The following is a 26,361-nucleotide window of genomic DNA, read 5'->3' on the forward strand; positions in this document are numbered from 1 at the left end:
TAACACGCCTAGATGATCTGACCATTAGAATAGGTTTTTTTATGCAAAATTTCAACATTAATTTACCTTTTTTGTTAAATAACATTTAAAAAATATGGTTTGTTACATTTGTTTGCAAAGCTAGTGGCAAAAGCCTGCACTTTCGCAGGTTTTTGCCAACGTCCGCCAAACCGCTAGCACCCGCGCCGGCTCAAGGCGGCGAAGTACACCCGCCCGCTCGGCGCGGCGAATTCCAAAAACGCAAGCGCTTCGCTAGCGCAGCGGGCAAAAAGCCTGCAAAAGTGCAGCTTTTTGCTCGCCGATACGCCTGCAGCGAAATATTCCTGCAAAAGTGCAGGCTTTTCTGTCGGTTGACAGGGATCGGGCCGTTTTGAGCCGAAATTCCTGCACAATCGCAGGCTTTTCCGCCAAACGGGCCGTTTCCACCGCAAAAGCCTGCACTTTCGCAGGCTTTTGCCAACGTCCGCCAAACCGCTAGCACCCGCGCCAGCTCAAGCCGGCGCTCTCGCCGCACCGCCGGTGCAGTAGCCGATACGCTCTCGCCGCACCGCAGGTGCGCGAGCGAATGCTCCGCGAGAGCGATCCCGGCGATCTCCGCTTCGCGGCCCGCCTTCGCGCGCGCCGCAATTTGTTTCGCCGCAAGCACAGGTCCGGCGAATCTCCCTATGCAAGCCGCCACCGCGGCTTTTTTTATATTGATATTGATAATTATTATCAATATAATATTTTTAACCGAACTTACAGTTCCAATGATTGAAGAAGGGGAACGCAGACAATGTCTTTTCAGGATCATATGCTGTTGTGGAATCATGCGGCTCTCCGCGTGCTGGACGTAAGGCAGGCCGTGTTGCAGCCTGGCGATAGCTTGCGTGCTTATCAGCTCCCGGCCAACGTGTTTTTGTTTGCGGCTTGCGGCAGGGCTCAGGTGCTGTTGGAAGAGATCGCATACGATGCGGACAAGTGCTTTGTTTGCCACGCGGGCAAAGGCGCATTTTTGGATATCGTTCAGGTGATGGAGACCTTCGAGTATTTCATGGTTTACTACAACGCGGTGATGGTTCTGCCATGCCGGCAGGAGCTGCTGCGGCTGTACAAGGAAAGCAATCCCTTCCAACTGCAATACGGTTTGGCGCCGCATTATCCGATTCCCCTTTTCACGCATATAGAGCAAATGAGCCGTCAATGGCAGCAGGGAGGCCCCTTGCAAAAATTTCATGTTAAAGGGCTGTTTCACCAGTTTGTTTATGAGCTGCTTGGGCAGTTGCAGGCGCAAGGGGGAAAGACGACGCAGCCGGATTTGGCCGCCCGGGCCATCCGTTATTTAGAGGAGCATTACGCGGAGCCCGTCATGCTTCATTCCCTGGCCTCCGTACTTCATTGTACTGCGAGGCAACTGCAGCGAATGTTCAAAAAGAGGCTTCAGATGGGCCCGATGGATTATTTGATCCACATCCGGATGCAAAGAGCCAAGGCTCTGCTGCAGCATACGGACGCTTCACTGCCGCATATCGCCGAATCGGTCGGTTATACCGACAGTTACTATTTCAGCAGGATGTTCAAGAAATATACCGGGGCTTCTCCGCTTCACTTCAAAGAGCAGGCACGGACAACGGAAGTTCGTCGCTTTAATCCATCCCGTCCGTCGCGATTTCCCATTGGCGCAGGGAAGCTGCGAATGTATAGTTTTACTGGTGATGAAAATCATTATCAATACAAAGACGGAGGAACTGCACCCATGTACAAAAATTTCATAGCGGCGCCGACGGTAGGTCTCATGCTAACTTTGCTCCTGCTGCTTGGTGCCTGCTCCAATGCGGCGGGCGGCAGCGCCGGGGCGGTGAGCGGAGGAACCGGCCAGACGGCTTCGCAGGCGGCTCCATCAGGGACAACTTCCCAAACGCCGGCCAAGCTGAGCGCTCCCGTGACTATCAAGCATCTGAAAGGCGAGTTGACGCTGGAGCGCCGGCCCGAGAAGATGGCTGTTCTCGATACCCAGTTCGCCGATCAATTGCTTGCGCTGAACGAAAAACCCGCCGGCACGGTCATTACGACGTTCGACACGGCACAGTTTCCGGACTATTTGGCCGATAAGCTGAACAATGTCAAAGTATTGGGAACCAAGGAAGAGCCGAATCTGGAAGCGATCATAGCCATGGAGCCGGATTTTATTATATGTACCGAGTTTCAGGAGAAAATTTACGACAGGCTCGTCAAGATTGCTCCGACTGTCATGATGAACCGGAATGAAGATTGGCGCGATACGCTGACGACGTTGGGGAAAATGGTCGATAAGGAGAAGGAAGCCGAGAAAGTACGGAATGACTACGATCAAAAAATCGGCAAGCTGAAAGCCGAGCTGGCGGCTAAACTGAAAGATCGGACCGTAGCCTTGATCCGCCCAAGGGACAACAGCATCAGACTTCACACGACAGGGCACCGCACGGCGTCCATCTTGTATAAAGACCTGGGGCTTACTCCGCCCAAACAGGCCGTCAATGATAAAGACACGAGCACGATGATTTCGTTAGAGGCTTTGAGCGAAGTGAATGCGGATCATATGTTTTTATTGACGGATAATCAGTTTCAAAAGCTGACGGAACAGTTCCAAAGCACTGCCGTATGGAAAAATCTGAAGGCGGCCAAAGAAAATCATATTTATCCGGTCAATTCGACCTTGTGGATCGCTTATTACGGTCCTATAGCCATGAACATGGTCGTGGATCAAATCGCCGAGGCGCTGCACGCTGTCGTTTAGGAGCGTCGGAAGCAAATATTTGGCGGTTTGCAGATTGCCGATGATCCCGCTCGCGCCGAAAAGAACTAATATGATGCTGACCGCTTTCCCCATAGGATAATTTGCCTTTGACCGGCAATGATGGAATAAAGGCTAGAATTCCAAGCAGGGCAATTGCACCCATTTTGAAAAAATGAACGGAATATAAACGAAAACCTATTTCGTGAGACCCAAACTCCACATAATTTATTACAAACATTTGTGGAGGGGCAATGACATGAAAAAAATACCGGTAAAGGGTTTTGTTCTGCATTCAGAAGAATCCGGCAACAAACATTCTCATGGACTATATATTACTTCCTGGGACGGTCGTCCTGTAAAGCATGTACATCCTTTTTCAGGTGTTACTTCCTATGAGGATGGACACGTCCATGAATATGCGGGAGTAACAGAACCGGCTCCAACGGGCGTCCCTCATGTGCACAATTACCATACCGTGACGACTAACAATCATGGTCATACTCACAGCATTTGCGGGATAACGGGTCCGGCAATCGACCTCCCCGGCGGCGGTCATATTCACTTTTTTGAAGGGTTTACAACCATAGACGGCAGGAGTCCGCATGCCCATCATTATCAGGGAACTACCGGTAATGAAGCTTAATATGATTTGCCCATCGAAACGTAAATTTGGATATATGTACAAGCAAAAGTGAAGTCGACGACATATGAATATGACGGGTTTAAAAATGGATTGCGAAAGGAGGATATGAACATGGGCGCTAGTTGTGCAGGTTACGGTATGGGAACAAATGTGGCTGCTATCTTGGTTCTTTTTATTCTTTTGGTCATCATTTCGGTAACTTTCGTTTGGTAATTTAATGTGATCTTCTCAGCCCAAATAAACGGGATGCATGTGTGCATCTCGTTTATTTGGGCATTGAAAATTGACCGACTTAGCTTTAACGTTGAGTCCCCTTTGTCCTTATCGTATGTAATTATCCAGGGCTTTTTGTAAATCAGATAATACTTGGCTTCGATGCTCATCTTGAACGGAAGAGACCACGCAATGTTCCAAATGGTCTTTTAATATTACTTTAGCGACACCGTCTAATGCTTTTTTAACTGCAGCAATCTGAAGAAGTATATCCGGGCAATCTCTGCCACTATCAGACATTTCTTTTATAGAACGAACATGGCCTTCTATTCGAGCTAATCGATTGGTCACTTGTTTCCTTTGCTTATGAGGGTGTGTGTGATCGTGACTATGTTCGTGTTCTTTATCCGGATTGTGTTCATGTTTATGCATAAGCGCCCTCCATTCCACTAACGTATATTGTATCCCCCCTTGTATAAACGTGTCAAAGTGAAGAATATCATGAGTTGACTCCTTGTAAATTTTGTACATTAAACAAGCGGAAATACGCCCCGCCTTCCTTCATCAACTGTTCATGCGTTCCTTTTTCTTTGATCTCGCCATTTTCTATGAGAATAATTTGGTCTGCGTGGGTAATGGTCGAAAGTCGATGAGCGATGATTAAGGTCGTTCTGTTCTTCGCCAATTTTACGAGAGATTCTTGGATCAAATGTTCGGATTCTAAGTCAAGAGCGGAAGTCGCCTCATCCAGAATCAATATGCTTGGACTTTTAAGAAAGACCCGAGCAATGGCGACCCGCTGCTTCTGTCCTCCTGATAATTTTACCCCGCGCTCACCGATTTCCGTATCGTATCCGTTTGGCAGATTCAAAATAAAATCATGAGCATTTGCAGCTTTAGCCGCATGTATAACTTCTTCCTCCGTAGCGCTTGGCTTACCGAAAAGTATATTTTCACGAACCGTTCCGCTAAACAAAATATTATCTTGTAACACCATGCCGATTTGGTCGCGCAGGCTCTTTATTGTGGTGTCCTTAATGTCCGTATGATCAATCAAGATGCGTCCTTCTTGAATATCGTAAAAGCGAGGAACTAGACTAATTAGCGATGATTTTCCGCCGCCGCTCATTCCTACAAAAGCAATGGTTTCGCCAGGCTGAATTTGGAGCTGAATGTTTTTTAGAATCCACTCCGATGAACGATCATATTTAAAACTTACATTTTCGAAATCTATTTTTCCTTTCATCTTTTGAAATGCTTTGGCATTAGGTGAGTCAACGATATCGTAGGGTTCATTCATAAGTTCTACAACACGATCTAATGAAGCGCTCGCTTGAGTTAATTCAGTCGAGGAATTCACCAAACGGCGAAGCGGACTGTACAAACGATCCAGATAGGCAAAGAAGGCTATAAATGACCCTATAGTCAGGTTCCCTTGGATAACTTGATAGCCGCCGTAGGCCAGTACAAGCAATGGAGCAATATCGGTTAGTGTATTTATAATGGAATTGGTCAAAGCATTCCATTTCGTTAGAGCAAGTGCACGCTCCAGAAATTTATTATTTCTTTGGCCGAATCGTTCTTTCTCGACCTCTTCTAACGCAAAGCTCTTAATAACCGGAATACCATTAACCCGTTCATGCAGGTATCCTTGCATTTCGGCAAGAGCTTGAGAACGAGCCTTGGTTAGCGTTCTAAGCTTTTTATATAGCTTTTTTACGGAGAAGGCATACAAAGGAAATACGGCTATAGCGACAATTGTCAGCCAAAAATCCATTTGAATCATAAATGCCGCAGCGAAACTTAGAGTAAATAAATCGATCCAGATATTCATTAAGCCTGTTTCGACGATGCTTTTCGTTTGCTCGGCATCATTGATCATACGTGAGATAATTTCGCCTGTTTTATGATTCTGATAATAACGCAAGGATAGCTTTTGAATATGTGAATACAGATGGTTTCGCAGATCGTAAAGGATACGGCTTGTTGTTAACTGGGCAAAATATTGGCGAAGATATTCGATTGGAACCCGTATGATAACAAATAGGACAAAGGCACCTAAGAGCACCTCAATTAGTTTTCTTGTCTTTTCTACAGAAGAAATGGAACCTAACAATATATCATCAACGATATATTTCATTATTAAAGGCAGAGTCAAAGGAATTCCGAATTTCACCATTCCAATGAGTACAGTAATTAGAACAAGCTTCCAATAAGGTGTGATAAACTTGAAATAGATCTTGAAACTGGACATTTAATACTTCCCCTTTTGTAAGACATACCACTTGCAACCAATTATCACCTGTAATTTCCCAGTGGATTGCATCTGACATTTATTATAATATCCCCCTATGGGGGATATGTAAAGAGGGGGATATAGCTGTATTTCGCGAATGGTCCTAGACAAATAACCCCAAAGCCTTAAAAAATGGCAATGGGGACATTCATTGAAATGAAAAAATGTGTGACATAAGACGGCGGCTTCCCGCTATAAGTGCTACGACAGCATATCCAGAAGACGGCGGGCTGCTGTGGAAACGGGGACGTCGTTTAATGTAATCAAGCCTATCTTGCGAGGTGGGGGTGGGTTTTTCAGCAAAAGCTCTACAACTTTCCCCTGCTCCAATTCATCTCTGGCAAAATCGCGAATGATGCATGCAACGCCGAGTCCCGCTTGCGCGAATTGCAACAATAAATCAAGGCTGCCCAACTCGATTTCAGGACGAAGAACGGCCCCTTGACTCTCTGCAAAATGATCTATGAAGGCGCGGGAATTGCATCCTCGCTCCAGCATGATAACAGGATAGGAGCTTAATTCCGCCCAACCTATCGGCTTGTCAGCTAGCTCTTTATAGGCTCCCCCGACTACAAAGCAGTCATGGATCTCGATACTCTCGCGAATACGCAGCTGCTTGTCGTTTAGCGGCAAGTTTACGATGCCGAAATCGATTTTTCCTTGCTTGAGCAATTCTACGGTTTTTCGAGATGTACGGTTCGTTACCTGGATTTTGATTTCCGGGTACGCTGTATGAAAAGACGATAAGAACGGCAGCAAGTAATGTCTGCATAACGTATCTCCTGCACCGATTCTGATCTCTCCGCTAGTGAACTGCTGCATCTCGGCTATTTTGCTCTCTCCGGTTGTGATGAAATGATACGCCTGCTCGACGTATTTGAACAATACCTCTCCTTCGGCAGTCAACTTGACGCCTCTGGGGGTACGGAAGAAAAGCTGGCCGCCTAAGCGAGATTCCAGCTGTTTAATCGCATGGCTGACGGCCGGTTGTGTAATGTACAGTTCTTCCGCCGCTTTGGACAGGCTGCCCCATTTTGCCGCGAAATAAAAGGTCCTATACCATTCCATGTTTGCGAGCATCGGCAATCATCCTCGTGATCATAATATATTTTATACCAGATATAATTAATATTAATTTTATTTATGTCTACTTGCTCCATTATAATCATCCTTGGGCGACAAAATCAACGTTAGCTTCTGAATCATACGAGAATGCGAATCCAAAATATGAGGTGACAAAATGGAGCCAATGTCTCAACCCAAAAAAAGAAAGCTATTCGCCATGAATCCGGTCATTATTGTTCTCGGGTTTGTCAGCTTACTTACTGATCTTTCCAGCAACATGATTGTGCCCATCTTGCCGCTGTATTTAACGACTGTACTGCATGTTCAAGTCGGGTCCATTGGAATTATTGAAGGAATCGCAGAAAGTACCGCGAGCATTTTAAAGCTATTTTCGGGTTGGATGACCGACCGCACCCGAAAGCATAAGCTTTTGATGTTGGTTGGCTATGGATTGTCGAATCTGACAAAACCGTTCTTTGCTTTAAGTGCCTCTTGGGGAGAGGTGCTTCTAATTCGATTTTCCGATCGTTTCGGAAAAGGAATACGCACTTCGCCGCGCGATGCCTTAATCGCCGATTCCACTACAAAAGAGGAACGCGGAAAAGCATTCGGATTTCGTCGCGCGATGGATGCGTTAGGGGCTGCATTAGGTCCGTTAGTTGCTTTTGGTGTACTCGCCATATTTACGAACAATTACCGCCTTGTATTTTGGCTATCCGTAATCCCTGGGCTTATAGCGGTAGCTCTTATCTTCATTTTCTTAAAAGATAAAGAGCCTGGTGGTAACGGAACCCAAGCGAAGCTTCCCAAAATCGGGTTTAAAAACTTAAATCGGCGCTTCATATGGTTTTCCTTAATTTCGACACTATTTGCGGTCGGCAATTTCTCTGATTCGTTTTTGGTGCTGCGCGCCCAAGATGCAGGGATGCTTCCTGCCTTAATTCCGCTCACTTTCTTCGCATTTAATATGAGCAGCAGTATCTTCTCAATGCCGGTAGGCATGCTGTCTGACCGAATTGGCCGTCGACCGGTGCTTATTTCCGGATTCATTATCTTTGCGCTGATTTATTTTGGATTTGGGATGGTTAATAGCGTCATTTGGATCTGGGTGTTGTTTGTATTGTACGGACTTTACTACGCATTTACGGATGGTATACAAAAGGCATATATTGCCGATATTGTGCCGGAAGGGCAGCGTGGAACTGCGATGGGTACATATAACGCATTGACCGGAATAGCCGCATTACCGGCTAGTATAGTGGCAGGGTTTTTATGGCAAACGTTTGGTCCTATGGTTGCTTTTAGCGCCAGCAGCATCATTGCGATAGTGGCTGCACTTTTAATGATTATTTTTCGGATTTAAGGAGTTCAATAATAGAGGAAGTGAGCAAATAGAACAGTCTTCCAATAGAAATATAAAAGGTCATCCAACACTGTTATCGTTACCAGTGTCGGATGGCCTATTCTGCTTTTAGGAAGTACTATGATATTTTGTACTTTCCCTTAGAAGAAAAACGGGGATCTTCTAAAAAAGAATGGAGATTCCTCAATAGCCAACAAGTCAAAAAGTACAAGTGGAGTGAACGGGTTGAAGAAAGGAGTGAACGCGCTCGTCTTAACCGACTTTTTATTTTGCTGAAGGTAGAGTTTATCTCCGTTGACCTTGTGCAAAACACCATCCAAAATTTGTCCATTTCGTGTCATGACGTACACATGTTTTCCAATGTGAGGCTTAACCTGTTTTTTAGTAATTGCCATTTCTAACACACCTCCTATCAAGTATGAAGAGAACGAAGATCGGTTGTCATAAGAAATTTACGGAACCGAAATACCTTCCCTTTTATAACATAGATTATGAAATACATTAAAAAAGCGCTTGGACACTATGATCTGATAATTGATGGGATTCTGCTGATTTTGTCAATGACTGCCGTAGTGCCCTGCAAGCTGGATATTCCTTATGCAACTGTAATCCGCTAATTAGCGTTTATACATAAAATTCCCATAATCGATCACAACGATTTCACCATTAGGCTTTAGACGTATATTTTGATAGTAGGGGCCATGAACATCTAAAATTTCATAAGGAATAATTTTATTTTTTCTAAACTTAGCTTTCATTGCGGAGAGTTTTTGCCTATTTGTTGTTGTATTGCGATATGGACGATCATACTTTTTCATGATTATCCAACAATATCCTTTCCCATACTTAACTACAGGAGCAAGGTGTTTTTTTAGCTCAAGCGGAGACAATTTGTACATTGTAACTTCTTTTCTATTGCTTTTAATCCCGCTTTTGGCTTTAGCCAGCTTTAATACAAAACCATTTCCCAGGTCGTACACAACACGCCTTGCGCCCGTACCAATAATGTTTTTTCTACGAATCATTTTATGATACGATTTTTTACTAAACAACCGAACTCACCTCTTCAGGACACGGATAAACTTTTTTTATTATATTCAGACAAAGCAATAAATCACAGTGCGTTAATACAGCTCTAATCGTGCATTTTTTTAAAGTGAGTCGATAGGATCGATTAATGTTCATATATCCAAACCGATCTACAATCCGCGGCATATACTAGATTTGACAAGAGAAACGGTAAACGGTGGGTAGCGGGAGATCATGCGGGGAAATGGAGGATATTGCCTTGATGAAAATGACAGCGTACATGAAAAGGAAAATAAAGGGGAAGAAATGCATTGGGGAAGGCGTTACACGAGTTGTATACGATTTAGGCAACGGCTATGTACTGAAAATGGCCAAATCCAAGAACGGGATTATATGCAACCGGACGGAAGTAAACCTGTATAAATCATCTTCGAAGCCGATTAAAAAATATCTTGCCAAAATTATCGAATATGATAAGGCAAATCGCTGGTTAACTATGGAAAAGCATAATATAAAATTTCCCAATAATCCTGTATATAGAAGAAAACTTATGATAGTAGTGAAGAAGTTTGTGGAAAATGGAATTATTCCGTCAAAAGGTGTTAGTCGTTATAGCAGCCCATATTGTCCTAACCTACGTTTAAAGCGGAATAAACAGATCGTGGTCATTGATTACGGCGGCTTTAAAATTAACCGTTAACGGTTGCGTTAAACACCGTCACGATTCAATGATATACTTAAAAAGGAGCTGCCATGGCAGCTCCTTTTGCTTCTTAACAACTCATACGATTTTGTGCATTTACCAGACGAAAGTTACCGAGATGATGACCAAAAGAATAAACAGAACCAAGATAGCAGCCACGTTTGTTCCCATGCCGTATCCTGCACAACTAGCGCCCATGTTTATATCCTCCCTTCATAAATCCATTTTCAATACGTCATATTCATATGTCGCCGACTTCACTTTTGCTTGTATATATGTCCCCCAAGTTGCGTTTATGTGTCATTCTCAAATAACGCCGCGTTCTGACCGTCTTGTGTTGCTCGCTAAAAAATACAAATATTTCCCCCCCTCTTGAAATGTGAATATTTGTTCGGTATTCTTTTTTTGGTACTGCAATAGAGATCGCGAAGCAAATCCAAGAGCGAGTTCTGGTATCAACCGGAGTGTTTGCAAGGCTGGGCATTTCGGAAACCAAGATCCTCGCTAAAATGGCCACAAGACTATCTAAATTTAATGCACATTATTGGGTTCAAGTTCAAAAGCACTTTTATTTCCAAGGTTTTTTACTCCTAACAAGGATGTACATAATTAATTTGTTTGTTTCAAATCGCGTTTCGCTACATTCCACTTGTTTAGCCAACTTCCAGTAGAGATTGTGGCATTACCTTAGAACCGATTCTAGGCTCTTAAGACGGGTAAAACACACCATCTTGCCGGAAAGAAGGGCTGCGAGTTAACAATTGAAAGATGAATTAATGAAGCTGCGCGGGATAATTTACGATAAATTTTAGAATGATGGAGAGGTAAATCATGCTTGACTCCGAAAATTAAACAAGCTCGATGAAACTTCAACGATTAATTCAAAAGAATAATATGTATCAATTAGGAATACAGTATAAGGTCAAAGATTCAGTCGAAGTTTACATTAAATGTTTATTGTGGTAGTATTTAATTGTTGTTTTTGCTGTATTTTTCATTTTGTGGAGGTAACCTATGATAAAAAATTATTTAGGTATCCTTGCTACATTGAACTTATTTGTTATGGTGATTGTATACATATTTCATAATCCGTATGATCCTACTGGTGTAAAATCAGAACATGTTACACTATTAATTTCTATGCTTCTTATTCCATCCATAATTGCTTTGGTCTCAGTATTCCTTAAGAAAAATTTACTTGCAATAATCACAACTGTGATCATAACTCCCTTATGTATTTATTTTGGTCTGGCGACTATACCAAGTATTTTTAATTTATTCCTATTATCACCAATTTTATTTTTTGTTAGTATTAAATTGATCAATGAAAATAATAAAAAAGAGAACTGCATTTAGACCGCAATTCTCTTTTTTTGTTAACTTATTAATAAGTACCAACGGCTACATGAAGTAAATTTCCATTTACCCCTTGTGTAGACAGGCTTGCTGAATAGTAAACATTTCCGTTCGGTCTTGGAGATACATAAATATAAAGTATTGCATAGGTGTTACCTGTTGCTCCACCTAGAAAATTATAGTTAACATGTGTTCCTGTAAGGGAATTAAAATATTGAGGATCGTTCCCCCAACTATCTGAAACAAAATACCAATATGTTCCTAATGAGGTTGGTTGAGCATCCCAATGATCTTTTGTTCTCCAATTCAGTGAATACTGTCCATTATACTCATACCAACCCTCTCCAAGCTCTGACCAATTACAATCTATATTTACAGGGTCAAATGTATGTGATCTCACATGAAATTGATAATTTGAACCAGGATCAGAAAAAGAAGTAATATTACTGGGGCTGACTGTCAAATTTTTTGCAAGTTCATTCTTTTTGGTTGCTTTGTATGTACCTTTTTTGTTGTCAATTACAATATCATAGAACTCAGGTGTTCCATCAGCTTTTCGGGTACCGCTTACAGTTACTTTTGTATTGTCTTTTGAAAGTTCCACACTCTCAAAGATTTTCTCGCTGTCTTTCTCAGGTTTGAGAGTAGATGTCGTTTTCTATGCTGCGCTTACAGGAAAAGCTACAATTGATATGGCAACTAATACAGAAAAAATTGATAATATGAGTTTTTTCACTCTTTTTCTCATCCTTTCAATATTTGATATTTTAGCAATTCAACATTACTATCCTACCAATTTTTACATATTAAAGGAATAGGGTGGGAGTCATAATCAACTTATCCGTATGCTGAATTTATTGTCGATAGATGAGAGATTAGATGAACGCCCAGAAATATATACTACATGGAGCTGACTACGAGATATGATTGTTCTTACGATCACCAAACGATTTGATGATTTATTCATAAATGAGTGGTCAGGTCGTTAAGCTAACGAGGGAGTTGAATAACAGAAAAAAGCAGGCCAAGACTGTATTTTTCCAGTTTTGGACAGCTTTTTGTGATGTTCCCACAAGAATACATTGAATACATGTAAACAATGTGCAGATCCTTATAATTGGAGCTCGTCAATCTGCCGCCGTAAACCTTCCATCTCCTTCATGAATCTTTCTACTCTAGTGTTGTCATTTATTTCTGATTCGTAAGCAGTTCCTTCCCTTTGGAGTTCCTGTAAGAAGCCGTATACAGCTTCAGGGCGAATTTTCCACCCGGTCTTACGGCTATAGCGTTCCCCTTGGATACGTCCTTCTCGAAGCCAATGCCGTGCTCGCTGTTTGTAACGCGGTGCTCGTACAAGATCGCTAAGGCTTTTAATCTACCGTTAAACGTGCTCAATAAGCTCTCCTAGTGTATGATTTTATTTTCTTCTTAACAGGGGTTATCAATAAAAAATATTTTTGTTCTCTACGAAAATTTGCTTAAAATCAAAATAACTTGGAATATAATATAAATAAACGAAGCATTTCTGTTCTGAACTAATGGAGTTCAGGCAAACAGAACATGCTTTTTTGTGTTTAATTACGGAAGTGGTATTAAAAATGTGGTAATGGCGAATAATAAGAGTAAGAGTTGGTTAACCTTATAATTTAGCAATTATAAAAACTCGAACTCTTATTATGTTATTAATCTGAAGATCCTGCTTATACTCTAAATATAAATCTTTGAAAGGATGTGGTTCTATTGATTGAATGATATCGAAAATAATTAAGGAGGAAAGGGGGGAACTTCTCAATGTTGGATTTAATTGAAGGACTCATACAATGGTTATCTGACCACGCAGAGGCTGCTCGGAAAACAACGATTTGGGTAAGAGTAGTGTTGACAGCGAACGAAGTAAAAGTAAAATTGTTCAAGAAGAAAGAAAAAGAGCCTACTTGCGAAAACCAAGTAGACTCTAACACCGAAAATAAGAAAGCTTCTTGATAGGGGGTCGCATCCCGAATCAAGAAAATAACAGGGAGGTCACCAATGAAGATGTCATTCGTTGGTGACTTCTTCTTTATTATAATTTCTAAAAGCTTGTCATGCTATACCTAATATATGGAAAAAAATCCTAAATAGAATGAGAAACGGGGACAAAACGTGGGTTATTAGATCATAATTGCGCTTGGCAGCCGAACGACCTGCCCAGGAAGTTTTGCCTTCAATCCTGCAGATGACGTGGGACGAGCAGTTGCTCATTGATGCGCCGGAGCCGAGTACTAAAGTATTTGACGCCCATGGCGTTACGCGGCACCATCTGACCGGTCTTGTGTTGCACGCTAAAAAATACAAATATTTCCCCCTCTTGAAAGGCGAATATTTGTTCGGTATTCTATATATAATGAATAAGAACAAATATTCTTATTTTGGAGTTGGTGTTATGTCAAAAGTAGTGATGATGTCGGATTGCCAGTCCTTCTATGCATCGGTCGAGAAAGCCGCACATCCGGAATATGCCGATTATCCCGTCATTGTTGCAGGCGATCCGGCGCGACGGTCGGGCATTGTTCTGGCCGCTTGCCCAATTGCAAAAACGTTTGGCATCACTACGGCTGAAACTGTAGGAGAGGCGGTTGCAAAATGTCCCGATGTAGTTGTGCTGCTTCCGCGCATGCAAACGTACCTCACTTGTTCTTTGCTAATTACTGAAATTTACGAAAAATTCACGGATCTGGTTGAACCCTTCAGTATCGATGAGCAGTTTATTGATATAACAAACAGCACAACAATTTTTGGTACTGCAATAGAGATCGCGAAGCAAATCCAAGAGCGAGTTCTGGTATCAACCGGAGTGTTTGCAAGGCTGGGCATTTCGGAAACCAAAATCCTCGCTAAAATGGCCACTGATATACATGCAAAAAAACGTGAGGATGGCATTTACGTACTACCTAAATCTGAAATTGAATCCTCATTATGGCCGCAACCGGTGAACAAGATGTTCGGAGTGGCCGGCAAGATGACTGCACATTTTGCAAGAATGAGTATTTATACGATCGGAGATATTGCAGAAATACCACTGCCTGAGCTCAAAAGAAGAATGAAGATTCGCTTCGGAAAAAATTGTGATATTCAAGCAGAGGTGTATTGGCGAACAGCTCAAGGAATCGAATATCTACAAAAAAATATATGTGCATAATGAAAAATACTCTGCAATCTGCCGTGCAGATAGGATTTCTAAAAAGCATAGTAAGTGTGCATAAATAAAAATGGGCATAAGCCAACCCAATTATGCTCAAAAGGAGAAGGATCAGATGAAGCCAGCACCCATGGAAACGGAAGAAGACCTTGAACTGGTGAAAGATTTCATTCTGTTAGTCCTCCTTCTCGATGTTCTGGAAGGAGATATTTCTGCTTTGAAGACAACTCCGTTAAAAATGTTTGTAATCTATGTAAGAAAATTACGTCACATTCAAAACCTAATTACTGCTGACTTGGTGTCCGTTCGAACTAGGCTCCGGGGACGCGGGATTAAAATATATGAACAGCAGCGTACCAAATTGCGTATAGAAATCCGCTATTTATGCAGGGGCTACCATCGGCATTTTTCTATGCTGTGGGGTCTCGTCAAAGCCGAGTTGTATGTGAAATTGAGCATGTATCTAGACATCGATGTGAGGAGCATTTCACATGAAACCTAAAAAAAAGCGAATTGTGATGTTGGCGGACTGTCAATCCTTCTATGCAAGCGTCGAAAAAGCAGCTCATCCGGAATACAGAGACCAGCCTTTGGTCGTGGCCAGTGATCCTGCTCGCCGTTCTGGTATCATTCTTGCGGCCTGCCCTCTTGCGAAACAATATGGTGTTACTACGGCGGAGCGGCTAGGAGAAGCACTTGCAAAGTGCCCCAATTTGGTAGTCATCCGCCCACGGATGCAAGAATATATCCGAGTGTCGTTAAAAATTACGGAGATTTTTCAGTCATATACCGATTTGGTGGAGCCATACAGTATTGACGAGCAGCATCTCGATATTACCGGAAGCTTGGGGCTTTTTGGCGATCCGATCAGCATTGCCCAAAGCATTCAACTCAAAGTTATGAAGGAACTGGGGGTATATGTACGTATCGGGATCAGTGAAAACAAAGTGCTTTCCAAAATGGCTTGCGATAACTTTGCCAAGCGAAACGAATCAGGAATCTTCCAAATGAACATCGACGAGTTGCACTCGACACTCTGGCCGCTACCGGTCAATCAGATGTTCATGATCGGCTCCCGAATGAGATTTCATCTAGAAAAGATGGGGATTTATACGATTGGTCAATTAGCTCAAATTCCGTTAGCCAAACTTAAATTTAAATGGGGCATTAACGGCGAAGTGCTATGGCTTATAGCTAACGGAGTAGACAATTCACCGGTAAGTCCCGGTACGCATGACCGACAGAAAGCGATTGGCCACCAAATGACGCTTCCAGTTGATTATCGAACCCTCGATCAAATCATGGTTCCCCTCTTAGAGATGTCAGAACTGGTTTGCCAACGTTGCCGCGCAAAAGGCTACATGGGCTGGGTTGTATCTGTTGGCTCTCAGGGAGCGGATTTTGATCGACCAACTGGCTTTTACAGGCAAATGAAGCTGCCTGATCCGACGAATCTCACGAATGAGGTCTTCAAAACAGCGGCAGCTTTGTTTAAGCAGCATTGGGATGGACTCCCTATTCGAAGAATAGGCGTTACATTAAGTCAACTTGTAAGCGATCAGGAATATCAGCTTGTTTTATTCGATGACAGAGAAAAGAAATTAAAGCTAGAAAAAACGACGGATCAAATTAAAGAAAAGTATGGGAATGCTTCTATTATGCGAGCATCCTCCTTAAGAGAACACGGTCAAGCTCGGGATCGAGCACAAAAAATCGGGGGGCATTATAAATGAGTAAAAAACTTGAGGGTAACGGACTGTTCGAATCATCCAGAATGATGCTGCCCGAGCATAAGGAGGCTTACCTCGTACACCAACAGGCATTGAATAAAAAAACACGACCCCAATTGGATGAGCAAGAAATGGAGTACATTTTTCACTGTCTGGCCGAATCGATGCAATTCAAGGCCAGTATTACATTGATATTGTTCGAGGAGTACGACGAAAAAGAAGTTACCGGCATTGTGGTGCAAGTTGATCGACAACGTGAAGCCGTTAAATTAGTCTATAACTATGATTCTGGATGGATCCATTTGGCTGATATCATAAAAATCATATCCTGTAACAATGATTGGGATAGTACCAAAGAATGCTGATCTAAATTAAATAATTCCAGTAAATATTTCTCGAATTTTGTAAAATTAGATCTAGATTTGAAAGTTGTTTAAGAGGCCGTATCCCTTTCAGAACTGCGATTCGTTTTAGATCAAATTTATATTCGCCTAAGAAATTAATGTGCTCCCAGCCAAGAGGGGAAATATGCTTCAACAATTCTTCATTCAATTGCGTTATTACTTTCAATTGCGTTATTACTTTTTCTATATTCCGCTGCTTGTGTTAAATAAACGGTATTCCATACATTGATTGCATTGATGAGGATGTTCAATGCGCGGGCCCGTTGGAGCTGATCTTGCAGATCACGTTCACGCAGTTCGCCGTGTTTGCCAAAAAGATTGCTCGGCCAATGCGTTCATCGCTTCTCTTTTGTAAAAACCGATTGATCTTCCGCCACAGCGCTTCACTTGAAATATAGTCTAAGATGAAGGTGGTTTTCTAGATGCATCCCATTTCCCGGAGTGCGGTTGCTAAACGGTTTTGACGAGCATAAGATCCGAGTTTTCCCATAATCAGCGAAGCCGAAACCGTTCCTTCCCGATGATCTTTGTATTGATTTGGCCGCGCAGCAGTTTCTCCAGTTTGGCGACTTTATGAAGATACCATGAACAAAGCGCAGGCTGTTCTCGTCAATTATCACCATAAATTGTCGCTGCCTTCTTATTGGGGTGATGGTACCACGTCCTCATCGGACGGAATGTGTGTTCAGATTGGGGTGGCCGCACTTCATGCCGATGCGAATCCGCATTACGGTACAGGGGGGAGCGCCAACAAAACGCGGTTATCTCTACTCGACATAATGAGTGACTTTACAGTATTCTATGTATCGTCACTCATTATTTTTATTACTTTATTGATGCTATATCTCTATTGGATTTTATAGTATTTATAGTATATTAATAAGGTTGAGGACGTAGTCCAAGCGAAGGCGCGGGAGGGAAGGTTTTGTTTTAAAAGTATCAAGGAAAACAACAGGAGTGGTTTAATGAGGGTTGTCAGTCTTGAGACAAAAGATGGTAAAAAAACGGTATATGCTGATGAATCCGAATGATGAACCCGTACAGCCGGTTCTACAGTATTTGAAATTCAAAGATAACAGTGGTGCAGCCCGGAATACTTTACGGTCATTCTGTTTCCACTTGAAGCTATTTTTTGAATACCTTGATCAAGTGCAGAAAGATTATCGAGAAATCGGTTTAGACGAGTTAGCCGAGTTCATGCGCTGGCTACAGAATCCTTATAAACACGCTAAGGTATCCCCCATTCAATCGAATGAGCCGATTCGAAAAGCGAAGACCGTCAATATCATCATCAATACGGTAATCGGTTTTTATGATTATCTCATGAGACATGAAGATTACAGCATTCAATTAGCCGAACGAGTCAAAAAACAAATGTCGGGTTCACGCAGAGGCTTTAAGGATTTTCTGTACCACATTAATAAGGATAAAGCCTTCACTACCCATATCCTTAAACTCAAAGTACCTAAGCAAAAACCAAAGACCATTTCGAAAGAACATATCGCAATACTGCTTAATGCGTGTGAAAATGTGAGAGATCAGTATTTGATTCAGTTGCTATGGGAAAGCTCGATGCGGATCGGAGAAGCGTTAGCGTTGTGGCTTGAAGACTTCGAGATCGATGCCCGAAAGATACATATCCGCGATCGCGGCGAACTTTCCAACTTCGCTGAAATCAAGACGGTATGTAGTCCACGCAGTATTGATGTTTCTCCGGATTTAATGAATCTGTACTTGGACTATGTTGCTGAATTTCATACCGAGCATGTGGATACAAATCATGTGTTCATCAAATTGTCCGGAGAAAACAAAGGAAAGCCATTGGAGTACGCGGACGTAGACTCCTTATTTCAGCGCTTACGCAAGAAAACATCGGTCCATATTACGCCGCATATGTTGCGCCACACGTCGCTAACGGAACTTAGAAAAGCAGGTTGGCGGGACGAACATTTAATGAAACGTGCTGGACACGCTCATATTCAAACTACAATGCAGATGTATATTCACCCTTCGGATGAAGACATTAGAAAAGACTGGGAAAAAGCTCAAGAGAACATGAAACTCATCAAGAACAAAAGGGATATTGATAAGACATGAGACTATCTGTTATTACCCCCATTAGCGAAAGTAAGGTTGACGAGCTAAACAAATACCTTTCGGGATACTGGGAAAATGATATTTGGGATACAAACGATCCGATCTTCAACAACTTTAAAAAAGCCGCCAAGGGAAACTCACACCATAACATGAATTTTTCTTACTTCTCCCCCATGCTAAAAAATGAAGTGAAATTCTTCATAATTAACCGTGTTCAAAACGGTGAACTTCAATTAGCCTCAGCTATACACAATTATGGCGGATCCTTTAAACGACTATCTGATTTTTTAGCAAAACATATTCCGAATCTCCGTAGTTTTGCTGATTTAGAAATTAATAAAGCATTGATGCAGCTGCGTTCCTATCTCAGCGAAAATGGACTCAGCATTCTTATTTACGGAAGAAGAAAACTCTCTAATTACGAGAACTTGTTAAACCGATTGTATTTGTTTTACCAAAGCTACTATGATACAAGAACGGAATTTGAAAAAGAGGTTTGGGATGTCAGAAATATTCCTAGTGCCAGATATGCTGACCATGAATCGAGGCAAATATTGAATTTCAAAGATGTTCCCAAGCCTTTTCAAGATTTGGCTAAACGGTATCTGAAGTTTAGAATTAGTCGATTATCCATCGGACAATGCTGCCTTGATCTGACAGCCATTAAGCTTTTTCTGACTTTTCTACATAACAGACATCCCTCGTGGAATACTTTACAAGACTTAGCCAGGATAGATATTGAAGACTTTTTAGCATGGCACAACCAGGAATTAAAAGATAAAATAACGACCAAAAGAGCGCATGTTATTACCCTGAAAGTCTTTTTGGAAAACATAGAGAGGCTTCAATACGTTGGTGCCCCTAAGCTTCCAGTCAATCTATTATTATTTAAAGAAGACTTTCCCCGGCCCAGAAATCGTACAGAAACTGATATTAAATATATCCCTGAGGGAGTGATCCAACAAATTGAGGAAAGATTAGAATACCTGAAGCCCCCTAAGTTCATACCAGTTATTATATTGCTTCGGGCAACCGGCTGGAGGATTTCAGATATTCTCAATCTTAAATATGAAAACTGTTTAGAATACACGAGCCAAGGATGGTATTTGAAAGGTGATATTACAAAAACGCAAGTCTTGAATCATCGTGTGCCTATAACAGAAGAAGTGGCCGCAGTGATTCGAACCGTGATTGAAACCGTAAAAGACCTAAGCCATGAGAGTAACAATCCAAAGAAATACTTATTTGTTCAGCTCGAAGGCGTAAGAAAAGGTAGGCCTTATAATTACTATGACGTACGGAGAAGCTTAAACAGATTTGTCCATGAGCAAAACATTTTAGATGATCAAGGTAACGTGTTCCATTTAAAAAACCATGCTTTCCGTCATACCAAAGGTATTGAATTGATAAACAACGGCATGAATTTATTACACGTGCAAAAATGGATGGCTCATGCTTCTCCGGAAATGACATTAAGGTATGCCAAAATACTCGATACTTCAATGCGAAAATCCTGGGAAGAAGCTACGAAATTAGGCATCTTTAGGATCGACCCTGTCAATAGAAAACCGACAAAAATTGATTTAACCGAAATTGAGAATGAAGATGTTATTGAATGGGAGTATATTCGATACAATTTGGATGCTGTGAAGATGGAACTGGGGTATTGCATGAAGCCCATTAAACAACCCTGCCCGACTCAAGCTAATCCCTGCCTGTCATGTCGGAATTTTTGTACGACACCGGAATTCATTCCGCAATTCGAACACGAGATACACGAGACGAAATCCATTATTGAGCGCGGTAATCGTCTTGGTCGATTAGTATGGGTAGAAAAGAACCAGGCCTTGCTTGAACGCCTAGAACCGATCTTAGAGGCTCTAAAGACAGGTAAAACACACCATCTTGCCGGAAAGAAAGGCCGTGAGTATACCGAGGAGGAACGAGTCCATGCCCGGTAAACATACGAGAAACACAGAAGGTGTACGTCAATATGCCCAGCAAAAGAAGCTATCCGCCGCGGTAAAGGTCGATGAGGCAATCCAACGACTTATTAAGCAACAAGGCAAGATAAACTTCAATAGCGTTTCCACAGAGTCCGGCGCCTCTAAAGCCTATCTTTATAATCATTCGGAGATTCGCGATCGAATAGAAACGCTGCGTAAACAGCAAGAAGGTCTCCTCTCTGCTAAGCAAGTGAAACGTGAAATGACTGAAGCAAGGATGTTCTCATAGCTGCTAAAAACAAGCGGATAAAAGAACTTGAGACTGAAAACAAACATCTGAAGGATGAATTAATGAAGCTGCGCGGGATAATCTACGATAAATTTTAGAATGGAGAGCCTAGATCATGCTTGACTCCGAAAAAGTAAAATGGATGATTCAACGAAAAAAGCGTCTACATTATACCGATCCGCGTTTTCAGGATGACTCATGGCATATTAGCTACGCGCTAACGAGAGATATGAACGATACAACGGCCTTCCTGGAGTCTTGTACCGATGAAGAAATAAATCTACTATCCGACGAGCTATTCGATGTTGTAGATGCCTTTTACGAGGGTCAAGGCGGTGGTCAATTCGTAGATTTCCTTAAAATACTGGTAGAAAACCGCCCTAATGTGGAGATTCAGGATGAAATTCAAGGTATTGTTGAAACCTTGGATGAACTCGTACAGGGTCTTCCAGTTAATAAACAAGAATTCCTTACCGCTGAGGAAGCTAACGGATTAAAGGCTGATCTGCCCTAAGTAAATGAATGCTCTGGATCGTTAAGCTAACTGGCAGTTATGCTCAACGGACGCTGGAAATGTTATATTTAGGATGTTTAAACTAGATAAATTATGAACAAGGAGATAAAACTATGACAAAAAATAAATTACTACGAATGGATAACGTCCTTATCGTCGTTAACGATCTCGAAGCAGTTAAAGCCTTCTTTCTCCAACTCGGATTCCAGTTTGAGGGCGAAACGACCGTCGAGGGCTCCTCCGTAGATCGTCTCATTGGCCTTCAGAACGTCCGTGCTACCCTCGTGTTTATGCGCACTCCTGACGGCCACGGACGGATCGAGCTGGACAAGTTCCACACGCCGGATGCGATCAGAACTGGGCCGGAGAAGGCTCAGGTGAACGAACTCGGGATCCGCCGCATCATGTTCGCCGTTGATGACATCGATGACGTGGTCGCGCGCCTGATTGCCTATGGCGCCGAACTGGTCGGCGAAGTGGTGCAATACGGGGACACGAATCGACTCGCCTACATCCGCGGTCCCGAAGGCATCATCGTCGGATTGAGCGAGCAGCTCAAGTAATAAATCAGTAACTGTTACGCTAACGGATACGATAGTGGAATGACAGAAAAAAGCAGGCCAAGACTGTGTTGTTCCAGTTTTGGTCTGTTTTTTGCGAAGCTACGACAAAAATACATTGAATACATGTGAACAAAGTGCAGAGCCTTATGTTTCAAGGGGTTTTCTTACGCTCGTTTAGATAATGACAGCCAGGGGCAAAGTAGATGGATAAATATTACACTACGAGCAAACTAAGGAATAAAACTATATTTATTTATTTATCGTATCGGGTTGTTTACGTCAATGGCCAAAGACAGAGCTAGGCTGCCGACATTGATCGGCAGTCTAGTCTTAGTTGGAGATTGAACAGTTGTATCCGTTAGACGCCAACATTTTAACGCGGAAAATATACGCTAAGCCCTGAATTTCGGCTAGCCTGGATTTTTCTTTCTCAATATGAAACGAACGAACATTTAAAAAATAGAGGATCTTGATAAAAAAAGCAGTGACAATCTAGGAGCCAGAAAATCCTAGGATTGTCGCTGCTTTTATTGTGCTATCGTTTTCCGATATCAAGTATGAACCTTAAGCCTGAGAATAGGCGCTTGCGTCAAAGAAGGCAATTTCCCAGAGATGTCCGTCCAAGTCCTCGAAGCTTCTAACATACATGAAGCCATGATCCGCCGGCGCTTTGCTTTCCTTCCCTCCCGCGGCAAGCGCCTTGTTAGCCAGTTCGTCTACATGTTCTCTACTGTCAGCAGATAGCGCAATAATTCCTGCAGCAGCGCTGGCGACATTTGCTATAGGCTTGGTAATGAACGTCCGGAAATACGACTCCGTAAGCAACTGAACGAACGTATTGTCGTTTACTACAAGGCAGGCTGAGTTTTCGTCGGAGAACTGGGGGTTGAACTCGAAGCCGATGCTGCTGAAAAATTCCTTTGTCCGATTTAAATCTTTAACAGGCAAGTTTACAAAAGTGTGAGTCGATTTGTATGCCATCTTTGGTCACCTCATTATATTTTTTATCGTCATTACTTGGAAGTATTGATGTTCCTGCGGATTATAAACCGTAAGCTCTTGAGTGCGTCACGCTTCAGGTAAAAGAGGACGGCCGCAAATACTAAAATCAATAAAGGAACAGCTGCATCCGTCACGTGGCCTGCGGCGAGATTCGTTAGAGTCGCTCCGATCAGGATGACGATCATGATCGCTAACGATGAAGCTACCGCTTTCTGGCTACGGTAGCCGGCTATAAGAATCAGTGCGGCCAAAATTTCAAAAACGCCAACTGTGTAAATCAATGCGACCGGCGTACCAATTTTGTCAGTGAAAAATTCCCTGATTTGGTCGGCAGTGGAAAAGATTTTCGAAGCCCCAGCAAACAAAAAGTCCAATGCAATTAGACCCTGCAGAATGCGTACAACCCATTTCATAAGTAAAACACTCCTTAAGGGGATTCTTCTAGTGGGGTAGTGACAGGGTTGCTGCCATATACCATTAGGGACCTGACGAATATCTTCACGTTCTCTTGAATGAATTGTTCAAGATCGATATCAGGATAGTTCACCCTAGATTCCAAATTGTTAATAAACGCGCCATATTGGGCCATCATGAACGTAAATGCCTGCATGGTGGGGTTCGAACAAGCAATTTTCCCTTGCTCGCTCATCGTAATGAAGTAATCTGTCAGAAACGTCAGCAGTTGGCGAGGATGCTGCAGTCGACGTTCTTTAAAGCCGGGGATATGAACCTCATCTTTTAAGGCGATCAGAATTAGCTTTCGGTCTCGGTTCATGATTTCATGATATTTTTTGCTGATAGCCAATAGGTCGAATTCTAACTCCCACACAATCTGCTCGTTGAAGAGCACTCGCATCTCTTCGGCATACTGAAAACGTTCAAGGGCGGTTTCCAGTAAATTTTGCTTGCTTCCGAAATGTCGAAAAAGCGTCTTTTCGCTTAAGTCGGCAGATGTGGCGATTTCCTGTGTCGTGACGCCATGGTAGCCTCTCTCCGAAATTAGGTCGATCGCGGCCCGTAACAATTTCTCCGCGCTCCCCTGCTTAGTTTGATGCATGATCAACTCCCTTTCTGTAGAATACATGAAATGTCTGTCAGTGATGACTGTCATTATTGTATTCCATTTTTATCCTCCCGTCAATAGCACAGTAAACCCACCGATAATCATAACTCGTTTAGATTTTGAGCAAATATTCGAGTTAAGTTAATTTGCTCTCATTATGGTAATATTCTACATTAAACAGTTAACCCCTCATTCCTCTAAAAATCAATGTTCCGAATGTCTTTTTGTAAAAGGAACATTGGGAATTATGAGACTCGTATTGTCTAAAATTTGCTGCTTCGATATACTGATTGCAATCGTATTGTTCCGATACTCACTCTTTGAGGAAATTCGTTGACATTTTACATTGAATACATATAAACAAAGTGGAAGCCCTTGTCTAATCAGGACTTCCACTCTTGGAGTTTAGATAAACGCGGTTTGTTGGCGGTACCCCTGGCTGTTTTTCAATGAGCCGAGATAGTTGTATATGTTAATAAACACGTTTTGCAAAATGTCATCTGCTGCAAATTCGTTACCGGTCCGCTTCAAGACGAACTGATGCAACGGCCTATAAAAGGTTTTCCAAATCGATTCAATCTCCATAAAAATTCCCCTTCAACAAGTCTTACTTATATAGACGTTACTGGGTTTTAAAAGGACGCAATTTTCAAAGCGGTTCATGCTCTGATCAAATCACACCAAGTACACAAATTCAATATTATTTTGCGCCCTTGCACCATCCAGAGACGTCTACTAGAATCATACAGGAGGATAGTTTCATGCAAAAACAACAATTAAATTCTTCGTTAATCATTACATTGTCCTGTAATCTCACTGGTATTGGATCAGCTATCAATAGAAAGTTGTTAAGGGCATTGTTGCGCGCCATTGCGTAGAATACAGCTTCCTTTATCTCCCTAGGAGTATTTCGCTTAATCGAGCTACGATCAATAATATCCTGATGAGCACTCATTTGGGGACTCCATCGGATAAACACGCTAAGGGTGCGCATGCTTACAATCGTTCAAGTCTTCTGGAACGTATCCAAACGATAATTAAATAAAATATCGGGATACACTGGATCAACAACGCATAGCTTGTCCATACATGTTTCATGAAATTTTGGAACTCCGTTATATTTTCTGCCATATAGACGGAGAATCCAACCATTATAGCCGCCATCGAGAAAGAAAACGGCCTATGATCTTTTAGAGATACAATTTGGCTGAAACTATGTACAGACACGTACAAAAGGAGGCATATTTTAATAACTACAATGGGTATATAAAGGACCGCTACAAAAGGATCAATCGTCTCGATGAAATCAGCGGTGCGAAAAAAGCGGATAATTTCATATACAGGATAGGCCAAATGCCCTGTTAGCGCGGGGCCAAATATTAATATTATTGGTATTAGATACATTAAAATAAAAAATGTGCCAATTATTGTGCTCCAAGTTAGGGAACGCATCGTTTTATTAGATTTTGCTATTTGCGGAAAAAAGAAAAGGATCATAAACATATCACCGTACCACGGCGTGCACTCGTAGATCCCGGAGAATAATGCTTTTAAATCATGATTGGTCAAAAAAGCGATTGCCGTCTTATGGTAAACATCTAATCCTACATAGAAAGGTGTGAGCCCAAATGCATAGATTGGAAATGTAGTAATCAAAAAAAGAAATTGGGCCATGCGAAAAATGGATTCAATTCCTGAACGAACGGCAATCGCGACGCATATTCCAACCAGGCTGGAAACTGCCCAGCTCGGTGTTCCGGGTAAATAGACATCAACCACAATATTTTGAGTAAAGTATAATACAATCGCTGCGCGGTGAAGAAAGTAAAAAATGAAAAGAATCATGAATAGAAGATGGAGCCATTTTCCCACAATTTCTTTTCCGTAAGCAGCAAAAAATTCTTTTGGTCTTTTTTTGGCAAGTGAAACGGAAATAAACGCAATCGCTAATCCACCTAACCCTCCGAAACAAAAAGCAAGCCATGCGTCATATCGAGTGGTCGCTGTAAGAGGACTTATCAAATTAGCAGCAAGGCCTGAATAAAGAAAAAGAGTGAAAAACATAATCACCTGTCCTTGGGATACTCGTTCCATGGCGTCATACCACCTCCTTCTACGTTAGTTTAAACACGTACTTAATGAGATAATTGGG

General features: G+C 42.2%; 29 protein-coding genes and 3 pseudogenes. 18 read left to right on the plus strand and 14 right to left on the minus strand.

Annotated features, from left to right (window positions below; genetic code table 11):
* Positions 1-775 precede the first annotated feature (775 nt).
* The 3 genes from AC3G2T_RS36810 to AC3G2T_RS36820 all read left to right on the plus strand — a co-directional run bounded on the left by AC3G2T_RS36810 (position 776) and on the right by AC3G2T_RS36820 (position 3,611).
* Positions 776-2,755: an ABC transporter substrate-binding protein gene (locus tag AC3G2T_RS36810; RefSeq protein ID WP_488438566.1), complete on the plus strand. Its 1,980-nt coding sequence runs from the start codon at positions 776-778 to the stop codon at positions 2,753-2,755.
* Between the two features lie 256 nt (positions 2,756-3,011).
* Positions 3,012-3,398 carry a YmaF family protein gene (locus AC3G2T_RS36815; RefSeq protein WP_474687275.1) on the plus strand — a complete coding sequence of 129 codons (387 nt, stop codon included), beginning with the start codon at positions 3,012-3,014 and terminating at the stop codon, positions 3,396-3,398.
* 111 nt (positions 3,399-3,509) lie between these two features.
* Entirely contained in the window at positions 3,510-3,611 is a 102-nt protein-coding gene (locus AC3G2T_RS36820; RefSeq protein WP_474683085.1) for a YjcZ family sporulation protein, read from the plus strand.
* A gap of 108 nt (positions 3,612-3,719) precedes the next feature.
* On the opposite strand, the gene AC3G2T_RS36825 is transcribed toward AC3G2T_RS36820, so the two are convergent.
* The 3 genes from AC3G2T_RS36825 to AC3G2T_RS36835 all read right to left on the minus strand — a co-directional run bounded on the left by AC3G2T_RS36825 (position 3,720) and on the right by AC3G2T_RS36835 (position 6,987).
* Positions 3,720-4,043, minus strand: a complete 324-nt coding sequence (locus AC3G2T_RS36825; RefSeq protein WP_474687273.1) for a metal-sensing transcriptional repressor — start codon at positions 4,041-4,043, stop codon at positions 3,720-3,722.
* A gap of 67 nt (positions 4,044-4,110) precedes the next feature.
* Positions 4,111-5,865: an ABC transporter ATP-binding protein gene (locus tag AC3G2T_RS36830; RefSeq protein WP_488438567.1), complete on the minus strand. Its 1,755-nt coding sequence runs from the start codon at positions 5,863-5,865 to the stop codon at positions 4,111-4,113.
* Positions 5,866-6,108: 243 nt separating this feature from the next.
* Positions 6,109-6,987 carry a LysR family transcriptional regulator gene (locus AC3G2T_RS36835; RefSeq protein WP_488438568.1) on the minus strand — a complete coding sequence of 293 codons (879 nt, stop codon included), beginning with the start codon at positions 6,985-6,987 and terminating at the stop codon, positions 6,109-6,111.
* Positions 6,988-7,147: 160 nt separating this feature from the next.
* Between AC3G2T_RS36835 and AC3G2T_RS36840 the strand changes: the two genes are divergently transcribed.
* On the plus strand, positions 7,148-8,335 hold the full coding sequence (locus AC3G2T_RS36840) for an MFS transporter (RefSeq protein ID WP_488438569.1): 1,188 nt from the start codon (positions 7,148-7,150) through the stop codon (positions 8,333-8,335).
* Between the two features lie 140 nt (positions 8,336-8,475).
* Here AC3G2T_RS36840 and AC3G2T_RS36845 read toward each other — a convergent pair whose 3' ends face one another.
* Both AC3G2T_RS36845 and AC3G2T_RS36850 read right to left on the minus strand, forming a co-directional pair.
* On the minus strand, positions 8,476-8,730 hold the full coding sequence (locus AC3G2T_RS36845; protein WP_474687265.1) for a hypothetical protein: 255 nt from the start codon (positions 8,728-8,730) through the stop codon (positions 8,476-8,478).
* 222 nt (positions 8,731-8,952) lie between these two features.
* Positions 8,953-9,387, minus strand: a complete 435-nt coding sequence (locus AC3G2T_RS36850) for a hypothetical protein (protein WP_488438570.1) — start codon at positions 9,385-9,387, stop codon at positions 8,953-8,955.
* A gap of 221 nt (positions 9,388-9,608) precedes the next feature.
* Between AC3G2T_RS36850 and AC3G2T_RS36855 the strand changes: the two genes are divergently transcribed.
* On the plus strand, positions 9,609-10,064 hold the full coding sequence (locus AC3G2T_RS36855; protein ID WP_488438571.1) for a hypothetical protein: 456 nt from the start codon (positions 9,609-9,611) through the stop codon (positions 10,062-10,064).
* A 99-nt stretch (positions 10,065-10,163) separates the two neighbouring features.
* Here AC3G2T_RS36855 and AC3G2T_RS36860 read toward each other — a convergent pair whose 3' ends face one another.
* Complete coding sequence (locus tag AC3G2T_RS36860) at positions 10,164-10,265, minus strand: YjcZ family sporulation protein (RefSeq protein ID WP_474683085.1); 102 nt, start codon at positions 10,263-10,265, stop codon at positions 10,164-10,166.
* Positions 10,266-10,483: 218 nt separating this feature from the next.
* Between AC3G2T_RS36860 and AC3G2T_RS36865 the strand changes: the two genes are divergently transcribed.
* Positions 10,484-10,738 carry a Y-family DNA polymerase gene (locus AC3G2T_RS36865; protein ID WP_488438577.1) on the plus strand — a complete coding sequence of 85 codons (255 nt, stop codon included), beginning with the start codon at positions 10,484-10,486 and terminating at the stop codon, positions 10,736-10,738.
* Positions 10,739-11,081: 343 nt separating this feature from the next.
* Positions 11,082-11,423, plus strand: coding sequence for a hypothetical protein (locus AC3G2T_RS36870; protein WP_474687259.1), 342 nt, complete (start codon positions 11,082-11,084; stop codon positions 11,421-11,423).
* 28 nt (positions 11,424-11,451) lie between these two features.
* Here the strand turns inward: AC3G2T_RS36870 and AC3G2T_RS36875 are convergent, their stop codons facing one another.
* Both AC3G2T_RS36875 and AC3G2T_RS36880 read right to left on the minus strand, forming a co-directional pair.
* Complete coding sequence (locus AC3G2T_RS36875) at positions 11,452-12,027, minus strand: hypothetical protein (protein ID WP_488438572.1); 576 nt, start codon at positions 12,025-12,027, stop codon at positions 11,452-11,454.
* Between the two features lie 584 nt (positions 12,028-12,611).
* Positions 12,612-12,818, minus strand: coding sequence for a hypothetical protein (locus tag AC3G2T_RS36880; RefSeq protein ID WP_488438573.1), 207 nt, complete (start codon positions 12,816-12,818; stop codon positions 12,612-12,614).
* Between the two features lie 396 nt (positions 12,819-13,214).
* On the opposite strand from AC3G2T_RS36880, the gene AC3G2T_RS36885 reads away from it, so the two are divergent.
* The 5 genes from AC3G2T_RS36885 (at position 13,215) to AC3G2T_RS36905 (ending at position 16,696) form a co-directional block, all read left to right on the plus strand.
* The gene (locus AC3G2T_RS36885; RefSeq protein WP_474687255.1) at positions 13,215-13,406 is read left to right on the plus strand and encodes a hypothetical protein; all 192 of its coding nucleotides are present in this window, start codon (positions 13,215-13,217) and stop codon (positions 13,404-13,406) included.
* Positions 13,407-13,590: 184 nt separating this feature from the next.
* Positions 13,591-14,601: a Y-family DNA polymerase gene (locus AC3G2T_RS36890; RefSeq protein ID WP_488438574.1), complete on the plus strand. Its 1,011-nt coding sequence runs from the start codon at positions 13,591-13,593 to the stop codon at positions 14,599-14,601.
* A gap of 115 nt (positions 14,602-14,716) precedes the next feature.
* On the plus strand, positions 14,717-15,103 hold the full coding sequence (locus tag AC3G2T_RS36895; protein ID WP_474687105.1) for a YhjD family protein: 387 nt from the start codon (positions 14,717-14,719) through the stop codon (positions 15,101-15,103).
* Positions 15,093-16,334 carry a DNA polymerase IV gene (locus AC3G2T_RS36900; protein WP_474687106.1) on the plus strand — a complete coding sequence of 414 codons (1,242 nt, stop codon included), beginning with the start codon at positions 15,093-15,095 and terminating at the stop codon, positions 16,332-16,334. Before AC3G2T_RS36895 ends, AC3G2T_RS36900 begins: the two co-directional genes overlap by 11 nt.
* Positions 16,331-16,696, plus strand: a complete 366-nt coding sequence (locus AC3G2T_RS36905; protein WP_474687108.1) for a YolD-like family protein — start codon at positions 16,331-16,333, stop codon at positions 16,694-16,696. The genes AC3G2T_RS36900 and AC3G2T_RS36905 overlap by 4 nt, the downstream gene beginning before the upstream one ends.
* Position 16,697: 1 nt before the next feature.
* On the opposite strand, the pseudogene AC3G2T_RS36910 reads toward AC3G2T_RS36905, so the two are convergent.
* Positions 16,698-17,255: pseudogene (locus AC3G2T_RS36910) on the minus strand (Tn3 family transposase); the annotation flags it as partial.
* Positions 17,256-17,298: 43 nt separating this feature from the next.
* Between AC3G2T_RS36910 and AC3G2T_RS36915 the strand changes: the two are divergent.
* From AC3G2T_RS36915 to AC3G2T_RS36940, 6 genes and pseudogenes are all read left to right on the plus strand, one after another.
* Positions 17,299-17,529: pseudogene (locus AC3G2T_RS36915) on the plus strand (Tn3 family transposase); the annotation flags it as partial.
* A 171-nt stretch (positions 17,530-17,700) separates the two neighbouring features.
* A pseudogene (locus AC3G2T_RS36920) lies at positions 17,701-18,832 on the plus strand (tyrosine-type recombinase/integrase).
* Positions 18,829-20,793, plus strand: coding sequence for a site-specific integrase (locus tag AC3G2T_RS36925; RefSeq protein ID WP_474687109.1), 1,965 nt, complete (start codon positions 18,829-18,831; stop codon positions 20,791-20,793). Before AC3G2T_RS36920 ends, AC3G2T_RS36925 begins: the two are co-directional and overlap by 4 nt.
* Positions 20,783-21,067, plus strand: coding sequence for a DUF6262 family protein (locus tag AC3G2T_RS36930; protein ID WP_488438575.1), 285 nt, complete (start codon positions 20,783-20,785; stop codon positions 21,065-21,067). Before AC3G2T_RS36925 ends, AC3G2T_RS36930 begins: the two co-directional genes overlap by 11 nt.
* A 115-nt stretch (positions 21,068-21,182) precedes the next feature.
* Complete coding sequence (locus AC3G2T_RS36935) at positions 21,183-21,581, plus strand: hypothetical protein (RefSeq protein ID WP_474687112.1); 399 nt, start codon at positions 21,183-21,185, stop codon at positions 21,579-21,581.
* Between the two features lie 113 nt (positions 21,582-21,694).
* Positions 21,695-22,144 carry a VOC family protein gene (locus AC3G2T_RS36940; RefSeq protein ID WP_474687114.1) on the plus strand — a complete coding sequence of 150 codons (450 nt, stop codon included), beginning with the start codon at positions 21,695-21,697 and terminating at the stop codon, positions 22,142-22,144.
* Between the two features lie 564 nt (positions 22,145-22,708).
* Here the strand turns inward: AC3G2T_RS36940 and AC3G2T_RS36945 are convergent.
* The 5 genes from AC3G2T_RS36945 to AC3G2T_RS36965 all read right to left on the minus strand — a co-directional run bounded on the left by AC3G2T_RS36945 (position 22,709) and on the right by AC3G2T_RS36965 (position 26,303).
* Positions 22,709-23,125: a VOC family protein gene (locus AC3G2T_RS36945; protein WP_474687116.1), complete on the minus strand. Its 417-nt coding sequence runs from the start codon at positions 23,123-23,125 to the stop codon at positions 22,709-22,711.
* 32 nt (positions 23,126-23,157) lie between these two features.
* Positions 23,158-23,559, minus strand: coding sequence for a DoxX family protein (locus AC3G2T_RS36950; protein ID WP_474687118.1), 402 nt, complete (start codon positions 23,557-23,559; stop codon positions 23,158-23,160).
* Positions 23,560-23,573: 14 nt separating this feature from the next.
* Positions 23,574-24,203: a TetR/AcrR family transcriptional regulator gene (locus AC3G2T_RS36955; RefSeq protein ID WP_474687120.1), complete on the minus strand. Its 630-nt coding sequence runs from the start codon at positions 24,201-24,203 to the stop codon at positions 23,574-23,576.
* A 411-nt stretch (positions 24,204-24,614) separates the two neighbouring features.
* Positions 24,615-24,794, minus strand: a complete 180-nt coding sequence (locus AC3G2T_RS36960) for a hypothetical protein (protein ID WP_474687122.1) — start codon at positions 24,792-24,794, stop codon at positions 24,615-24,617.
* Between the two features lie 411 nt (positions 24,795-25,205).
* On the minus strand, positions 25,206-26,303 hold the full coding sequence (locus AC3G2T_RS36965) for a GerAB/ArcD/ProY family transporter (RefSeq protein ID WP_474687123.1): 1,098 nt from the start codon (positions 26,301-26,303) through the stop codon (positions 25,206-25,208).
* Positions 26,304-26,361 lie beyond the last annotated feature (58 nt).

The sequence above is a fragment of the Paenibacillus sp. sgz302191 genome, from assembly GCF_057749925.1.

Bases quoted from the DNA above. Each gene is read 5' to 3' on its own strand.
- AC3G2T_RS36810 (WP_488438566.1), top strand. From the start codon at position 776: ATGTCTTTTCAGGATCATATGCTGTTGTGGAATCATGCGGCTCTCCGC.
- AC3G2T_RS36815 (WP_474687275.1), top strand. From the start codon at position 3,012: ATGAAAAAAATACCGGTAAAGGGTTTTGTTCTGCATTCAGAAGAATCC.
- AC3G2T_RS36820 (WP_474683085.1), top strand. From the start codon at position 3,510: ATGGGCGCTAGTTGTGCAGGTTACGGTATGGGAACAAATGTGGCTGCT.
- AC3G2T_RS36825 (WP_474687273.1), bottom strand. From the start codon at position 4,043: ATGCATAAACATGAACACAATCCGGATAAAGAACACGAACATAGTCAC.
- AC3G2T_RS36830 (WP_488438567.1), bottom strand. From the start codon at position 5,865: ATGTCCAGTTTCAAGATCTATTTCAAGTTTATCACACCTTATTGGAAG.
- AC3G2T_RS36835 (WP_488438568.1), bottom strand. From the start codon at position 6,987: ATGCTCGCAAACATGGAATGGTATAGGACCTTTTATTTCGCGGCAAAA.
- AC3G2T_RS36840 (WP_488438569.1), top strand. From the start codon at position 7,148: ATGGAGCCAATGTCTCAACCCAAAAAAAGAAAGCTATTCGCCATGAAT.
- AC3G2T_RS36845 (WP_474687265.1), bottom strand. From the start codon at position 8,730: ATGGCAATTACTAAAAAACAGGTTAAGCCTCACATTGGAAAACATGTG.
- AC3G2T_RS36855 (WP_488438571.1), top strand. From the start codon at position 9,609: ATGGAGGATATTGCCTTGATGAAAATGACAGCGTACATGAAAAGGAAA.
- AC3G2T_RS36860 (WP_474683085.1), bottom strand. From the start codon at position 10,265: ATGGGCGCTAGTTGTGCAGGATACGGCATGGGAACAAACGTGGCTGCT.
- AC3G2T_RS36870 (WP_474687259.1), top strand. From the start codon at position 11,082: ATGATAAAAAATTATTTAGGTATCCTTGCTACATTGAACTTATTTGTT.
- AC3G2T_RS36885 (WP_474687255.1), top strand. From the start codon at position 13,215: ATGTTGGATTTAATTGAAGGACTCATACAATGGTTATCTGACCACGCA.
- AC3G2T_RS36895 (WP_474687105.1), top strand. From the start codon at position 14,717: ATGAAGCCAGCACCCATGGAAACGGAAGAAGACCTTGAACTGGTGAAA.
- AC3G2T_RS36900 (WP_474687106.1), top strand. From the start codon at position 15,093: ATGAAACCTAAAAAAAAGCGAATTGTGATGTTGGCGGACTGTCAATCC.
- AC3G2T_RS36905 (WP_474687108.1), top strand. From the start codon at position 16,331: ATGAGTAAAAAACTTGAGGGTAACGGACTGTTCGAATCATCCAGAATG.
- AC3G2T_RS36925 (WP_474687109.1), top strand. From the start codon at position 18,829: ATGAGACTATCTGTTATTACCCCCATTAGCGAAAGTAAGGTTGACGAG.
- AC3G2T_RS36930 (WP_488438575.1), top strand. From the start codon at position 20,783: ATGCCCGGTAAACATACGAGAAACACAGAAGGTGTACGTCAATATGCC.
- AC3G2T_RS36935 (WP_474687112.1), top strand. From the start codon at position 21,183: ATGCTTGACTCCGAAAAAGTAAAATGGATGATTCAACGAAAAAAGCGT.
- AC3G2T_RS36940 (WP_474687114.1), top strand. From the start codon at position 21,695: ATGACAAAAAATAAATTACTACGAATGGATAACGTCCTTATCGTCGTT.
- AC3G2T_RS36945 (WP_474687116.1), bottom strand. From the start codon at position 23,125: ATGGCATACAAATCGACTCACACTTTTGTAAACTTGCCTGTTAAAGAT.
- AC3G2T_RS36950 (WP_474687118.1), bottom strand. From the start codon at position 23,559: ATGAAATGGGTTGTACGCATTCTGCAGGGTCTAATTGCATTGGACTTT.
- AC3G2T_RS36955 (WP_474687120.1), bottom strand. From the start codon at position 24,203: ATGCATCAAACTAAGCAGGGGAGCGCGGAGAAATTGTTACGGGCCGCG.
- AC3G2T_RS36960 (WP_474687122.1), bottom strand. From the start codon at position 24,794: ATGGAGATTGAATCGATTTGGAAAACCTTTTATAGGCCGTTGCATCAG.
- AC3G2T_RS36965 (WP_474687123.1), bottom strand. From the start codon at position 26,303: ATGGAACGAGTATCCCAAGGACAGGTGATTATGTTTTTCACTCTTTTT.